Origin of the sequence: Rhodococcus sp. SJ-3, from assembly GCF_051918125.1 — a bacterium.
In the GTDB taxonomy this organism is placed as follows: Bacteria; Actinomycetota; Actinomycetes; order Mycobacteriales; family Mycobacteriaceae; genus Rhodococcus.
The window spans coordinates 4,817,624-4,832,341 of record NZ_CM123306.1 but is presented as its reverse complement, the minus strand read 5'-3'; the positions used below and the strand labels follow the sequence as shown (position 1 = coordinate 4,832,341).

10 protein-coding genes are annotated in these 14,718 nt (G+C 65.9%); 6 read left to right on the top strand and 4 right to left on the bottom strand.

Going from position 1 to position 14,718, the window contains the following annotated elements:
• The first annotated feature begins 214 nt into the window (after positions 1 to 214).
• On the top strand, positions 215 to 4,108 hold the full coding sequence (gene hrpA / locus ACTDXD_RS22525) for an ATP-dependent RNA helicase HrpA (protein WP_440124423.1): 3,894 nt from the start codon (positions 215 to 217) through the stop codon (positions 4,106 to 4,108).
• Between the two features lie 27 nt (positions 4,109 to 4,135).
• Here the strand turns inward: hrpA and nrdR are convergent, their stop codons facing one another.
• Entirely contained in the window at positions 4,136 to 4,612 is a 477-nt protein-coding gene (nrdR, locus tag ACTDXD_RS22520; RefSeq protein ID WP_440124422.1) for a transcriptional regulator NrdR, read from the bottom strand.
• A 740-nt stretch (positions 4,613 to 5,352) separates the two neighbouring features.
• Here nrdR and lexA point away from each other — a divergent pair.
• A complete protein-coding gene (gene lexA / locus ACTDXD_RS22515; RefSeq protein WP_440124421.1) occupies positions 5,353 to 6,060 on the top strand; it encodes a transcriptional repressor LexA in 708 nt (235 codons plus the stop codon).
• A 125-nt stretch (positions 6,061 to 6,185) separates the two neighbouring features.
• On the opposite strand, the gene ACTDXD_RS22510 is transcribed toward lexA, so the two are convergent.
• From ACTDXD_RS22510 to ptsP, 3 genes are all read right to left on the bottom strand, one after another.
• Complete coding sequence (locus tag ACTDXD_RS22510; RefSeq protein WP_440124420.1) at positions 6,186 to 7,328, bottom strand: acyl-CoA dehydrogenase family protein; 1,143 nt, start codon at positions 7,326 to 7,328, stop codon at positions 6,186 to 6,188.
• 104 nt (positions 7,329 to 7,432) lie between these two features.
• Entirely contained in the window at positions 7,433 to 8,689 is a 1,257-nt protein-coding gene (locus tag ACTDXD_RS22505) for a uracil-xanthine permease family protein (RefSeq protein WP_440127757.1), read from the bottom strand.
• Positions 8,690 to 8,828: 139 nt separating this feature from the next.
• Positions 8,829 to 10,496, bottom strand: coding sequence for a phosphoenolpyruvate--protein phosphotransferase (ptsP, locus tag ACTDXD_RS22500; RefSeq protein WP_440124419.1), 1,668 nt, complete (start codon positions 10,494 to 10,496; stop codon positions 8,829 to 8,831).
• Positions 10,497 to 10,609: 113 nt separating this feature from the next.
• Here ptsP and ACTDXD_RS22495 point away from each other — a divergent pair, with 113 nt between their 5' ends.
• The 4 genes from ACTDXD_RS22495 to ACTDXD_RS22480 are packed head-to-tail and all read left to right on the top strand — an operon-like array spanning position 10,610 to position 14,712.
• On the top strand, positions 10,610 to 11,377 hold the full coding sequence (locus ACTDXD_RS22495; protein WP_440124418.1) for a DeoR/GlpR family DNA-binding transcription regulator: 768 nt from the start codon (positions 10,610 to 10,612) through the stop codon (positions 11,375 to 11,377).
• Positions 11,374 to 12,378 (top strand): 1-phosphofructokinase family hexose kinase, encoded by a 1,005-nt coding sequence (locus ACTDXD_RS22490; RefSeq protein WP_440124417.1) that lies wholly within the window; start codon positions 11,374 to 11,376, stop codon positions 12,376 to 12,378. Before ACTDXD_RS22495 ends, ACTDXD_RS22490 begins: the two co-directional genes overlap by 4 nt.
• Positions 12,378 to 14,429, top strand: a complete 2,052-nt coding sequence (locus ACTDXD_RS22485; RefSeq protein ID WP_440124416.1) for a PTS fructose transporter subunit IIABC — start codon at positions 12,378 to 12,380, stop codon at positions 14,427 to 14,429. The genes ACTDXD_RS22490 and ACTDXD_RS22485 overlap by 1 nt, the downstream gene beginning before the upstream one ends.
• 25 nt (positions 14,430 to 14,454) lie before the next feature.
• Positions 14,455 to 14,712 carry an HPr family phosphocarrier protein gene (locus ACTDXD_RS22480; protein ID WP_440124415.1) on the top strand — a complete coding sequence of 86 codons (258 nt, stop codon included), beginning with the start codon at positions 14,455 to 14,457 and terminating at the stop codon, positions 14,710 to 14,712.
• Positions 14,713 to 14,718: the final 6 nt, after the last annotated feature.

Here is a 14,718-nt window from a genome sequence, read left to right as displayed (position 1 = left end):
CGGGGGATCGGTTGCGATCCGTCGGCCGAGAATCCGGCACAGGGGATCCTCACCCGAGTTCTGCCCGGGTTGCCGCACTACACAGTGCTCGCCTGCTACCGACACACCATCCGCACCACTCCTGCGCGGCAGTGACACTGCTCTCAGGCAGATCGGCCTGCTCCACACCGGTGTCGCACGAGAGCACCGACAGTCGCTAGGCTGTGTGACCAGCATGTCCATCTCTCCTGCCCCGAACCGTCGCGCACTTCGCGCGTCGCTGACCGAGGTGTCGCTCAGCGACGAACATCGGTTCCGCCGCCGCCTCGATCGAGCGCGCGGCGACGACGCGCTCACCAAGATCGCCCACGACATCGACTCCGCGCGTTCGCGCCTCGCGCGACGCATCGAGTCGATTCCACAGATTCGGTACCCGGAAGATCTTCCGGTATCCCAGCGCAAGAACGACATCGCGGACGCGATCCGCGACCACCAGGTCGTCGTGGTGGCCGGCGAGACCGGGTCCGGCAAGACCACCCAGATCCCGAAGATCTGTCTCGAACTGGGTCGCGGTGTGCGCGGCCTCATCGGGCACACCCAGCCCCGCCGTATCGCGGCACGTGCAGTGGCCGAGCGTCTTTCCGACGAACTCGATTCCGAACTCGGCGACACCGTCGGCTACACGGTGCGTTTCACCGATCAGGTGTCCGAGCGCACTCTGGTCAAACTGATGACCGACGGCATTCTGCTCGCCGAGATCCAGCGCGACCGTATGCTCCGCCGCTACGACACCCTGATCATCGATGAGGCACACGAACGCAGCCTCAACATCGACTTCCTTCTCGGGTATCTCGAGCAACTGCTCCCCCGCCGGCCCGACCTGAAGGTGATCATCACCTCGGCCACGATCGACCCCGAGCGATTCGCGAAGCACTTCGCCGATGCGGAGGGGACGCCGGCTCCGATCGTCGAGGTCTCGGGACGCACCTACCCGGTTGAGGTGCGGTACCGACCGCTGACCGTCGAGCGAGGCGACGAACTCGTCGACCGCGACCCCGTCGACGCCGTGTGCGAGGCAGTCGAGGAACTGCAGTCGGCCGGCGACGGCGACATCCTCGTGTTCCTCTCGGGCGAGCGCGAAATCCGAGACACTGCGGACGCACTGCGCGACCGCAAGTTGCGCAACACCGAGATCCTCCCCCTGTACGGCCGACTGTCGGCTGCCGAACAGCATCGCGTCTTCACCGGGCACACCGGACGGCGCGTCGTACTGTCGACCAACGTCGCCGAGACCTCGTTGACGGTGCCCGGCATCCGCTACGTCGTCGACCCCGGCACCGCCCGTATCTCGCGGTACTCGGTGCGGACGAAGGTCCAACGACTACCCATCGAAGAGATCAGCCAAGCGTCCGCGCGGCAGCGCGCCGGTCGTTGCGGTCGCGTCGCCGACGGCATCTGCATCCGCCTTTATTCGCAGGACGATTTCGAGTCGCGCCCCGAGTTCACCGAGCCCGAGATCTTGCGTACGAACCTCGCGTCGGTGGTCCTGCAGATGACGGCACTCGGTCTCGGCGACATTGCTTCGTTCCCGTTCGTCGAGCCGCCCGACGCTCGCGCGATCCGCGACGGTATCGCGCTACTGCACGAACTCGGTGCGGTCGAACCCGCAGGCAAAGACGAAACGCTGAGGTTGACCGGCATCGGGCGGGAGCTCGCACGGCTCCCCGTCGACCCCCGCATGGCTCGCATGATCGTCGAGGGGCACCGCAACGGGTGTCTGCGCGAGGTCCTCATCATCGTATCCGCGCTGTCGATCCAAGATGTCCGAGAGCGCCCCACCGAGCACCAGCAGGCCGCCGACGAGAAGCACGCTCGTTTCAACGTCGACGGATCGGACTTCCTCGCTTTCCTCCGCTTGTGGGACTACCTGAAGCAACAGCGGAAAGAGCTGTCGTCCAACCAGTTCCGAAAACTGTGCCGCAGCGAGTTTCTACACTGGATGCGTATCCGAGAGTGGCAGGATCTGCAAGGGCAGCTCCGTCAGATCACCTTGAACCTCGGTTGGGAGACCGCGCACCAGCAGGTCGGCGACGACGCGATCCATCAATCGCTGCTTGCAGGCCTGCTCTCGCATATCGGATTGCGCGAGGGCGACAAACGCGACTTCCTCGGCGCGCGAGGCGCACGCTTCGCGCTCTTCCCCGGCTCGTCCTTGTTCAAGAAGCCCCCTCGATGGGTGATGGCGGGTGAGCTGGTCGAAACCTCGCGGCTGTGGGGCAGGATGGCAGCGCGGATCGAGCCCGAGTGGGCAGAGAAACTTGCGCCCCACCTGGTCAAGCGCGCTTACTCGGAGCCGCACTGGTCGACGAAGCAGCAAGCAGCGATGGCGTATGAGCGTGTCACCCTCTACGGCATCCCCCTCATCGCCCAACGCCGGGTGCAGTACGGCCGAATAGACCCCGAAGCCTCACGAGAGCTGTTCATCAGACACGCGCTCGTACAGGGTGAGTGGCAGACCCGCCACAAGTTCTTCCACGACAACCGGGCATTGCTCGACGACGTGGAAGAACTCGAGCATCGCGCGCGGCGACGCGACCTGGTCGTCGACGACGACACCCTGTTCGAGTTCTACGATCGGCGTGTCGGCCCTGAAGTCGTGTCGGCCAGGCATTTCGACGCCTGGTGGAAGAAGGTCCGGCACAACGAGCCGGACCTACTGACCTTCACACCCGAGACGGTCGTCAATCAGGACGCGGCAGCGGTCCTCGAGGGTGACTATCCGGATGCGTGGCGACAAGGCGAGCTGCAATTTCCCCTGACCTACCAGTTCGAGCCGGGCACCGAGGACGACGGCGTCACCGCCAGAATCCCATTGGCGCTGCTCGCAGGAGTACGACCCGTAGGATTCGACTGGCTCGTTCCGGGCTTGCGACACGAACTCGTCACCGCGCTGATCAAGAGCCTGCCGAAGCAGATTCGACGCCAGGTGGTTCCGGCCCCGGACTTCGCGAAAGCCGTCCTCGTCTCGGTGACCGCACGCAGCGAACCTCTCGTCAACGCACTCGCCCGTGAACTGTCGCGGCTCGGGAACTGCAAGATCGAACCGGGTGACTTCACTCCAGCGATGCTGCCCGATCACTTGAAAATGACCTTCGCAGCGATCGACGAGCAAGGAAAGGTGCTGGGCCGCAGCAAGAGTCTCACCGCACTGCGAAAACAACTCGCTACCCGAGTCGACGCCGAGGTCGCGCGCGCGGCCTCGGGCACTGAACGCGCACCTGCCCTCGCATGGACGGCGGAGACCCTCGGCACCCTTCCGCAGACGGTCACGCGCGAAGTCGGTGGCCAGCAGGTGACCGGTTATCCCGCCTTGGTGCCCGAGAACGAGGGTGTGGCGGTACGCGTTCTGAGCACTCCGCAGGCGCAACGTTCCGCCACCCGCGCCGGAGTGCGAGCGCTCCTTCTCGCTGCCGCCCCGACCAAGGCGAAGGTCGTCACCTCAGGGTTGACGAACTCGGAACGGCTGACACTCGGGCGTAACCCGGATGGCTCGTTCGACGCACTCATCGAGGACTGCCGGGCATGCGCGGTCGACGAATTGATCGCAGCCCACGGGAAGCCGGTACGGACACCCGAGGAATTCGAAGTACTCGCGGTGGTAGTGCGCAGCGAGCTTCCCCGGCGCGTCGCGCACCTGCTGAAGTCCGTTGTGCCTGTATTGAGCAAGGCTCACGAGGTGGGCGTGCAGTTGGATCGGGTTCGCGGCGAGGCGGCGGACGACGTCCGTGAGCAGCTGTCTTCGTTGCTCTTCGCCGGGTTCGTCACCGACCTGGGTTCTCGTCGGCTGGCCGATCTTCCTCGGTATCTCGCCGCCGCAGCTCAGCGTCTCGAATCACTCCCGGCAAGTGCAAATCGCGATGCCCAGGCAATGGATGTCCTCGATCGGGTGTATGCGTCCTACGACAAGCTGCTCGCGCGGTTGCCGGAGGAACGCCGAGACGCACGCGACGTCGTGGATGTCTACTGGATGATCGAGGAACTACGCGTGAGCCTGTTTGCCCAAGGGATGGGTACACGGGTTCCGGTGTCGGAAAAACGGATACTCAAGGCCATCGGTTCGATCCGCTGACGTCATGACCGGCCCGACCCTGACGGATCAGTCCGCGTCGGCGGCGACGTCGCGGGTACGTTGGTGTTCGCGCAGTTCCGTGATCTCGCGTTCGAAATCTTCAGCAGAGCTGAATGACCGATACACCGAGGCGAATCGGAGGTAAGCGACCTCATCGAGGTCGCGAAGCGGCCCGAGAATCGCAAGCCCGACCTCGTGGCTGGGGACCTCGGGTGCGCCCTTCGCCCGCACTGCGTCTTCGACCTGCTGCGCCAGCTTGTTCAGGGCGTCGTTGTCGACATCGCGGCCTTGGCAGGCTCGCGCGACACCGCGCACGACCTTCTCACGACTGAAGGGCTCGGTTACGCCGCTGCGCTTGACCACGGACAACACCGCGGCTTCGACCGTGGTGAATCGGCGACCGCACTCCGGACATGCCCGACGGCGACGAATCGCGGCGCCCTCGTCGGCTTCACGCGAATCGACGACCCTGGAGTCGGGGTGCCGGCAATACGGGCAGTACATGTCGATTCCTTCGTCGCTGCCGTGGTGGCCGCAACGTCGCCGACGAAACGATGTCGTGTTCGAAGGATCGATCCTGCCCGGGGGCAGGGTCTTCCCGACGCGACCACACGGGGTGGTGTGACTGACAGATTCAGACAATACCCGCACGTGTAGTGCGCTCCCGGAGTCCGGGTGGGTCGGCACCGCGTCGTCATCTTCCATCGGTGACCACCCCCACTCCCTCCGCACGCGGTGCCGAGTCGGTCATCACCGGTATCGTGCGGCCGGCTTCCGCCGCGACCTGGCTCGTACGAACGTGTGCCACACACAGGATCGCCGTCACCGCGGCGGCTGTGAATATCACCGTGGCGAGCATCTGTACCAGCAAGTACCCGAGACCGATTCGAGGTGCAGGCAGGTGGGCGCAGGACCTCCCCCCGCTCCGCGGCGGGTGCCCGTCGACTCCGGCCGGCAGTGTGGACGCTCTCCGCGGATGAGCAACAGCCTCGGCCGCATGGGTCGTTCGGAATTCCGTCAACAATGTTGTGCCCATCGGGTCCTCCGTGGCAGTCATGAGCCGGGTGGGTTCGCCCATTCATTCGAACGAATGCCTGTTCGAACTTTCTATCACGCTTCGGCGTTCGTGTCGTCCGTTTGTTCGAAACAATCTCGAACAGATGTTTGATATACGGCACCGATGCGGATAGATTCGAAAGATCACACACAACACATCAGAAACTCGACGCACGGAGGTCACGAGCATGACGGACGCCAACTCCGCGACCAGCCGGAAGAAGTCGTCCGGCACCGACGGCACCACGCTCACCGAGCGTCAACGCCGCGTCCTCGAGGTGATTCGTACCTCGGTGGCCGAGCGAGGCTACCCACCGAGCATCCGAGAGATCGGAGACGCGGTCGGCCTCAACAGCACCTCTTCGGTCGCGCACCAACTTCGCACCCTCGAGCGCAAAGGCCTGCTGCGCCGCGATCCGAACCGTCCCCGCGCGGTGGATGTACGTGGATTCGACGACCCACAGGTCGCGCCCGACGTCGTCGGGGAGGTGCTCCCGGCGGCGTCCTCCGACGACATCCCCTCGGCTGCCCTGGTTCCCGTGGTCGGGCGAATCGCAGCAGGCGGCCCGATTCTCGCCGAGGAAGCCATCGAAGATATCTTCCCGCTACCCAGGGAGGTCGTGGGCCAGGGATCGTTGTTCCTGCTGAAGGTCGTGGGCGAATCGATGATCAACGCAGCGATCTGCGACGGAGACTGGGTCGTGGTTCGTCAGCAGAATGTGGCCGAGAGCGGCGATATCGTTGCCGCCATGCTCGACGGGGAAGCCACGGTCAAGACCTTCAAGCGCGTGAAGAACGACGTCTGGCTCATGCCACACAACCCCGTGTTCGAGCCGATTCCGGGTAACGACGCGGTCATTCTCGGCAAGGTGGTCACGGTCATCCGCAAGCTCTGACCGCACACTTCCGTCGCGCCTCAGAGACCGGCGTCCGCACCTCCCTACACAGCGAGGCCGGTGAGGCTCCATCGATGCGGAGCCCCACCGGCCTCATGTAGTGCGCCCGCATGAATGCGCAGCGATCAGAGGTTCAGCCCGCGGCCGATGACCTCCTTCATGATCTCGTTGGTACCGCCGTAGATCTTCTGGACCCGAGAGTCGAGGTACGCCTTGGCGATCGGGTATTCGCGCATGTATCCGTAGCCGCCGTGCAACTGGAGGCAGCGGTCGATGAGTTCGACCTGCTTGTCCGTGGTCCAGTACTTGGCCATCGCGGCCTCCTGGACGGTGAGCGCACCGGCATTGAGCAACTCGACGCATTTGTCCACGAACACCCGAGCAAGCAGGGTTTCCGTCGACAGTTCGGCGAGTTCGAATCGGCTGTTCTGAAAACGTCCGATCGACTTGCCGAAGGCCTTGCGGTCGCGGCAGTACTGGATGGTGTCCTCGAGGACCTGCTCCATTGCGGCGGCCGCGACGACCGCGATCGAGAGCCTCTCCTGCGGAAGGTTCTGCATCAGGTAGATGAAGCCCATTCCCTCTTCACCGAGCATGTTGGCGGCGGGAACACGCACGTCGTTGAAGCTCAGCTCGGCGGTATCCTGTGCATCGAGACCGATCTTGTCGAGATTGCGGCCACGCTCGAAGCCGGGCATACCGCGCTCGACGACGAGCAGGGAGAATCCCTGGGCGCCCTTCTCCGGGTCGGTGCAGGCAACCACGATCACCAGGTCGGCGTTGATTCCGTTGGTGATGAACGTCTTGGACCCATTGAGGACCCAGTCGTCACCGTCACGAGCCGCCCTGGTCTTGATGCCCTGGAGATCGCTGCCGGTGCCCGGCTCGGTCATCGCGATGGCGGTGATGATCTCACCGGAACAGAAACCGGGAAGCCACCGCTTCTTCTGTTCCTCGTTCGCGAGGTTCAGCAGGTACGGCGCTACGACATCGTTGTGCAGCATGAAACCGACACCGCTGTATCCGCCGCGGGTGGTTTCCTCGGTCAGGACAACGTTGTAGCGAAAGTCGTCGACGCCTCCGCCACCGAACTCCTCAGGCACTGCCATGCCCAGAAAGCCCTGTGCACCGGCCTTCTTCCACACTTCGCGGTCGACAATCTTGTCCTTCTCCCACTGCTCGTGGAAAGGGGCCACCTCCTGTTCGAGGAACTTCCGGTACGACTCACGGAACAGGTCGTGTTCGGGCTCGAAAAGGGTGCGTTCCATCTGCGCTCCTGTCAGTGACGACGTGGACATACCCACGGTATGCACGCCGGCGAACGATGGCGCTGACAGGAGCGAGCAGATTTTGTGACCGCGACAACCGCGAATCAGTGGCGCAGTTCTGCCAATCGGCGCAGCAGTGGATAGGCGACGAGTATTCCTATCGACCCCCACGCGATGCCGCCCAACTCCACCGATCCGATCGACAGGGTGAGGTCGCCGATCCCTGCAACGAGTGCTGCTGCTACCACCGTGAGATTCACAGGGTCGGTGAAGTCGATCTTCGCGTCCATCCAAATCCGCACGCCCAGAAGGCCGATCAACCCGTAGAGGACGAGAGTGGCTCCACCCAGAACGCCCTCGGGCACCGTGAACACGAGCGCCCCGAACTTCGGGGAGAACGCGAGCACCACTGCAGTCACCGCCGCCACCCAGTATGCAGCGGTCGAGTACACCCGGGTAGCAGCCATCACACCGATGTTCTCGGCGTATGTGGTGGTTCCCGATCCTCCGCCTGCGCCCGCAAGCGTGGTGGCCAGACCGTCGGCGAGCAGCGCGTCGCCTGCGACACTGTCGAGATTGCGGCCCGTCATCGCGGCAACAGCCTTGACGTGACCCACGTTCTCTGCGACCAGGACGATGACCACCGGCAGGGCCAGCAGAATGACCGACAACTCGAAGGTCGGGGCGCGCAACTCGGGCAAGCCGAACCAGGCTGCTTCCTTCAGCGCGTCGACACGGTCGGGCGCCAGACCTCCGGTGATCCATGCGAAGAGCCATCCGATGACCACGCCGACGAGGATGCCGAGCCGGCCGAGGAGGCCGCGGCCGAGCACTGTCACCATAAGGATCGCGATCAGCGTCACCGCACCGATCAACGGTTGGGCTTCGAACGATCCGACAGCAGTCGGGGCAAGATTGAGCCCGATCAGCGCGACCACCGCGCCGGTCACGACGGGAGGCATCACGGCGTCGATCACCCGCGAGCCGAGCGCCTTGACGATCAGTCCGATGATCGCGAGCACGGCGCCTGCCGCCACGATACCGCCGAGCTGCGCAGCCGGACCGCTCCCGGCCGAGGCCGTCAAGGGCGCGATGAACGCGAAGGACGAGCCCAGATAGCTCGGTACGCGCCCGCGGGTGATGAGTAGGAACAACACGGTGCCGATGCCGGAGAACAGCAATGTGGTGGTCACCGGGAAGCCGGTGATCGTGGGCACGAGCAGCGTGGCACCGAACATCGCGACCACATGCTGCATCCCGATGCCGATGGTTCGCGGCCAAGAAAGCCGCTCGTCGGGAGCGACGACCGCACCGGCATTGATCTGCCGCCCGTCACCGTGCAGTTCCCAGCCGAATCCCATGTTGCGACTCGTCGGCCGCACGCGTTCATTCACGACGCAGATCGTATGACCCGGACGCGCTCCGCCGGGCACCGGCCGAAAGATGATCCGCGTCGCTCCGCAATTCTCCGGCCCGGCAATTCGCGGACTTCTGCGATTCTCAGACGAGGATGCGGGCGGCCGCGGCGCGCGCCTCCACAGGATCGACAGCGGACGACACCGCATGCGCGGCGTCGCGGCATTGCTGCATCGTGACCGCAGACAGTCGCGCGCCGACAGCGGCGACGGCCGATGCCGCGCAGGACAGCGAAGTCACACCCATTCCCGCGAGAACGCACGCGAGAAGAGGATCTGCCGCGGCCTCGCCGCAGACTCCGACGGGTTTGCCTGCCGCCACGCCGGCCGCGGCGGTCCGCGCGACCAGTGCCAGCACTGCCGGCTGCCAGGCATCGGTCAGCGACGCCAGTTCCGGCGACATCCGATCTGCCGCCATCGTGTACTGCGCGAGGTCGTTCGTTCCGATGGACAGGAAGTCGACGTGTTCGAGCAGGCGGTCTGCGAGGAGCGCCGCGGACGGCACCTCGACCATCACGCCGGGCACCATGTTCCGCGACCGGACCCGGTCGGCGAATGCGGCTGCTTCGGCCACCGTGGCGATCATGGGGGCCATGACCCACGGCGCCGTGCCAGTGCGCTCAGCGGCTGCAGCCACCGCGTCGAGTTGCCGTTCGAGGATTCCGGGTGCGGCGGCCGCCACCCGGATGCCCCGGACGCCGAGCGCGGGGTTGTGCTCCTGCGGATGTTCTGCGAATCGCAACGGCTTGTCGGAACCGGCATCGAGCGTGCGGAGCACGACCTTTCGGCCCTGATACGCGTCGAAGACCTCGGCGTAGATGTCGGCCTGTTCGGACACGGTCGGTTCGGTGTCGCGATCGAGGAAGCACAGTTCGGTGCGGAACAGTCCTACGCCTTCGGCTTGGGTCGGGCGAGCAGCGCGCGCACCGGACCCGTCCTGGACATTGGCGAGGACGGCGACGGGATGGCCGTCGGAGGTCGCTCCCGGGCCCGTCCACGCACCGATACGGGCGCGGTCGGTGCGGTCCTGTTCGACGGCCGCCTCGGCGGCATCGTGATCGGGGTCGACGACGATACGTCCGGTACCGCCGTCGATCAGGACCGTCGTGCCCGCGGCGACGTCGTCGAGCCCCGCTGTGGCGACGATGCACGGAATCCCCAGCTGCCTGGCAATGATGGCGGTGTGGCTGGTCGGGCCCCCGAGGGAGGTTGCGAGTCCGAGGATGCGCGCGGGGTCGAGTCCGGCCGTGTCGGCGGGTGCGAGGTCGTCGGCGAGCAGAACCGAGGGAACGTCGGGTAGTTCGATGCCCGGTTCGGGATCGCCGTTCAGTTCGGCGAGGACGCGGTCGCGGATGTCGATCAGGTCGGTGACCCGTTCCGCCTGCAGACCGCCGATCTTCTCGAAGATCGTGACGAATTGGTCGGTCGCGCCGATCGTGGCGGCGGCCGCGTCGGATCCGGATCGGATCTTTCCGTCGGCGGCGGCGCGCCACGCACGGTCCTGCGCCAGTACCGCGTTGGCCTGCAGCACTTCGGCGGCGGCCCCCGAGGCGTGTACGGCTCGTGACTTCAGACGATCTGCGACCACCTCGACTGCAGCATCGAACCGGGCGGATTCCGCTTCGCGCGCAGTATCCGGAACGGTGGTCGTCGTCGTGGTGATCTGCGGGCGCGGTGCCGGCCGGATGACCGGACCGTATCCGACCCCGGGCACCACCGGTGTGCCGTGCAGTACTGGCGCCTCGTTCGTCATTCCGTCTCCTCACCACTACCAGATTCTGTGATCCAGATTACCCGTAGGCATTGACATGTCAACACATACGGGCGTAAAACAACATTATCCAACATCGATTCCAAGGGGTTCTGGTGTACGCAGAGGAACGTCAGCAAGCAATCGCTGATCTGGTCGGTCGCCACGGACGCGTGTCCGTGGCGGATCTCGCCGACCGCTACGACGTCACCTCGGAGACGGTGCGCCGCGACCTCGCACTCCTCGAACGTCTGGGCCACGTCCGGCGGGTCCACGGCGGAGCCGTCCCCACCACAGCACTCACCGCGACCGAACCGGGTCTGTCCGAACGTGAGAACACTCGCGCCGCCCACAAGGATCGGATCGCGGCCGCAGCGGCACGATTCCTCCCCGGCGCGGGCGGCAGTGTGATCCTCGATGCGGGCACCACCACCAGCCGGATCGCCGCCGTCCTGCCGAGCGACTCCGAGATCACCGTCGCGACGAATTCGGTTCCCATCGCGTCACGACTCGCGGGAGCGAACTCCGTGAACCTGCACCTGATCGGGGGACGCGTCCGCGGCACCACCCAGGCCGCGGTGGGGCCCGAAGCTCTCCGGTTCCTGGACATCCTCAACGTGGATGTGGCATTCATCGGCACCAACGCGCTCACTATCGAACATGGGCTGTCCACCCCCGACGCCGACGAGGCGGCGGTCAAGAGCGCGATGGTGCATTCCGCCGAGCGTGTGGTCGTCGTGGCGGATTCGTCGAAGATCGGCCGGCGGCACCTGCTGCGATTCGCTCCGATCGATGCGGTCGATGTCCTCGTCACCGACACCGACCTCGACGACGCAGACCATGCCCGCCTGACCGACCATGGAATCGAGGTGGTGACGGCATGATCGTCACTCTGACTGCAAATCCCAGCCTGGACCGCACCGTCGATCTGGACGCACCGCTCATGCGCGGTGCCGTGCACCGAGCCACAGGAACAACGGTCGACCCCGGAGGCAAGGGCATCAACGTCGCACGTGTCTTGCATCGCGCAGGTCAGGACGTACTGGCAGTACTTCCCGGAAACCCCGACGATCCTCTGCTCGGCGCCCTCGACACACGGGGAATCCCGTACCACGCAATCGCAACCTCGGGGCACGCCCGCACCAATGTCACCATCGCCGAACCCGACGGCACCACCACGAAACTCAACGAACCCGGCACGCCGTGCTCCGACACCACCCGCGCGGGGTTGCATTCCGCCGTGCTCGGTCACGCTCCCGGTGACGGATGGGTCGTGCTGTCCGGATCGCTTCCGCCGGGTATGCCGAGCGACTTCTACGCCGATCTCGTGCGCACCCTCCGGCCCACCGGGTGCCGCGTCGCCGTCGACACCTCGGAAGCGCCACTGCTCGCCCTCGCGGCAGGATTCCCCCACGCCGCACCCGACCTCATCAAACCGAATTCCGACGAGCTCGCCCAGCTCACTGGAGCCGACGCGAGAACACTCGAGGCCGACGCCGCGTGCGGCGACGTCGGATCGGTCGCAGACGCCGGCCGGATGCTCGTCGCACAGGGTGTGGGGGCAGTGCTCGTCACTCTCGGATCCGCCGGTGCCGTACTGATCACGGCCGAGGGCGTCTGGCGGGCCGCGGCCCCGCCGGTCATCGCCCGCAGCACCGTCGGTGCCGGTGATTCGTCTCTCGCCGGCTATCTCATCGCCGAGCAGGCAGGCGCCGCCCCGCCGGACCGCCTGCGTCACGCCGTCGCATACGGCAGCGCCGCCGTTGCCCTCCCCGGAACCCGCATCCCCGGACCCGACTCCGTCGACCCCTCCGCAACCCGCACCGAACCGGTACCCGATCACCCGGACCGCACGAACCGCCCACTCTCCCGTAAGGACACGTGATGTCAGACAGCGCTTCCGGCCCCACCCGTAGGATCATCGACGCCGATCTCATTGCGCTCGACACCGACCTCGGCGCCGACAAGGACTCGGTGATCACGGCGCTGGCCGGGCGACTCACTGCCGCGGGTCGCGCGACGGACCGAGACGCACTCGCGGCCGCGGTCCTCAACCGCGAGGCAAAGTCGGCGACCGGCCTACCCGGCGGGATCGCAATCCCCCACTGCCGCCACGCTGCGATCACCACCGCATCGCTCGGATTCGCCCGACTGTCACCGAAGGTCGACTTCGGTGCCCCGGACGGTCCGGCCGATCTCGTGTTCCTGATTGCCGCGCCCGAGGGCGCCGGCGCAGACCACATGAGACTCCTGACCGCTCTGGCCCGCGCCCTCGTCCGTCCCGATTTCGTGGCGGCGCTCCGAGCAGCGCGCGACTCCGACGAGATCATCGCTCTGGTCGAGGGTGTCCTCCCCACTGCACCCGCCGACACCGCGCCGGCCACCGCCCCCGAGCAGGTCGCGGAGGACACGAAACCCGCGGCATCGGAACCGTCGGAGCGGTCGGTGGTCGCAATCACCGCGTGTCCCACCGGGATCGCCCACACCTACATGGCGGCCGACGCGCTCACCGCTGCCGCCGAGCGGGCCGGCGTCACCCTGCAGGTCGAGACTCAGGGGTCGAGCGGAAGCACCCCGATTCCTCCGTCCGTCATCGCAGCCGCCGACGCCGTGATCTTCGCAACCGACGTCGGAGTCAAGGGCCGTGAGCGCTTCGCCGGGAAACCGGTGATCGCCTCGGGCGTCAAACGTGCAATCAACGAGCCTGACGCCATGATCACCGAGGCGCTGCACGCCGCCGCTGATCCGAAGGCCGCGCGAGTCGAAGCGGGCACAGCCGACACCACCGGTGAGAGCACCGCGGCCGACGTCGGATGGGGTACCCGCCTGAGACAGATTCTGCTCACCGGCGTCAGCTACATGATTCCCTTCGTGGCAGCCGGTGGTCTTCTCATCGCACTCGGGTTCCTGCTCGGCGGTTACGACATCTCCGACTCCGCAGCGCTCATCGTCGTGGACAATTCGCTGACGAACCTGCCCGACGGTGGACTGACCATCTATCTCGGCGCGGTTCTGTATCAAATCGGTTCGCTCGCGTTCTCGTTCCTCGTGCCCGCGCTTGCCGGATACATCGCCTACGCGATCGCCGACCGTCCCGGTCTCGCGCCCGGCTTCACCGCGGGCGCGGTCGCGGTGTTCGTCGGGGCCGGCTTCATCGGCGGTCTGGTCGGCGGCATCATTGCCGGCTTCGCCGCACTGTGGGTCGGACGGATACCACTGCCCGCGTGGGCCCGAGGCCTGATGCCGGTGGTGATCATCCCGCTGCTCGCAAGCCTGATCGTCGGCGCCGCGATGTTCCTCGTGCTGGGCAGGCCGCTCGCCGCGATCACCACCGGTCTCACCGACTGGCTCAATGGCCTGTCCGGCGGTTCTGCGGTCGCACTCGGGGTGATCCTCGGTCTCATGATGTGCTTCGACCTCGGAGGCCCCGTCAACAAAGCTGCGTACGCGTTTGCCGTCGCAGGCCTCGACGTGAGCAATCACGCATCGCTGCAGATCATGGCGGCTGTCATGGCGGCAGGTATGGTACCTCCGCTCGCCATGGCGCTGTCCTCACTGGTGCGACCGCGTCTCTACAGCGCGGCGGAACGCGAGAACGGCAAGGCTGCATGGCTGCTCGGCGCGTCCTTCATCTCCGAAGGGGCCATCCCCTTCGCCGCCGCCGATCCGTTCCGGGTGATCCCGTCGATGATGGTCGGCGGAGCAGTCACCGGCGGCATCATCATGGCCACCGACGTCACGTTGAGCGCACCACACGGCGGTATCTTCGTCATCTTCGCGATGGATCGTGTGCTGTGGTTCTTCATCGCACTCGCTGTGGGCACCGTCATCGCTGCGCTCTGCGTCACCCTGGCAAAGGAGTTCATTCGCACCGATTCCACACGCACCTCGGCACCCGTCGTAACCGGGTCGCAACCAGCCCCGGCCCGGTCCTGATCAACCATCACCAGAAGGAGTTCTCATGCCTGTCAACACCGTCGAGGTCGGCTCGTCCATCGGCCTGCACGCACGTCCCGCCGGAATCATCGCCGAAGCCGTCGTCGCCGCAGGAGTTCCGGTGACGCTGTCGGTCGAGGGCGGTGAACCCGTCGACGCGGGTTCCGCGCTGATGATTATGACCCTCGGAGCCTCACAAGGGGTCGCGGTGACCGTCAGCTGCGAGGACGAGACCGTTCTTGCGCAGGTCAGCGACCTGGTTGCGGCAGACCTCGACGCCTGACTCCGC

Excerpts from the sequence above, each read along its gene's own strand:
- ACTDXD_RS22490 (WP_440124417.1), top strand. The coding sequence starts at position 11,374 with ATGATCGTCACTCTGACTGCAAATCCCAGCCTGGACCGCACCGTCGAT.
- ACTDXD_RS22485 (WP_440124416.1), top strand. The coding sequence starts at position 12,378 with ATGTCAGACAGCGCTTCCGGCCCCACCCGTAGGATCATCGACGCCGAT.
- ACTDXD_RS22505 (WP_440127757.1), bottom strand. The coding sequence starts at position 8,689 with ATGGGATTCGGCTGGGAACTGCACGGTGACGGGCGGCAGATCAATGCC.
- ACTDXD_RS22480 (WP_440124415.1), top strand. The coding sequence starts at position 14,455 with ATGCCTGTCAACACCGTCGAGGTCGGCTCGTCCATCGGCCTGCACGCA.
- ptsP (WP_440124419.1), bottom strand. The coding sequence starts at position 10,496 with ATGACGAACGAGGCGCCAGTACTGCACGGCACACCGGTGGTGCCCGGG.
- lexA (WP_440124421.1), top strand. The coding sequence starts at position 5,353 with ATGACGGACGCCAACTCCGCGACCAGCCGGAAGAAGTCGTCCGGCACC.
- ACTDXD_RS22510 (WP_440124420.1), bottom strand. The coding sequence starts at position 7,328 with ATGGAACGCACCCTTTTCGAGCCCGAACACGACCTGTTCCGTGAGTCG.
- nrdR (WP_440124422.1), bottom strand. The coding sequence starts at position 4,612 with ATGTACTGCCCGTATTGCCGGCACCCCGACTCCAGGGTCGTCGATTCG.
- hrpA (WP_440124423.1), top strand. The coding sequence starts at position 215 with ATGTCCATCTCTCCTGCCCCGAACCGTCGCGCACTTCGCGCGTCGCTG.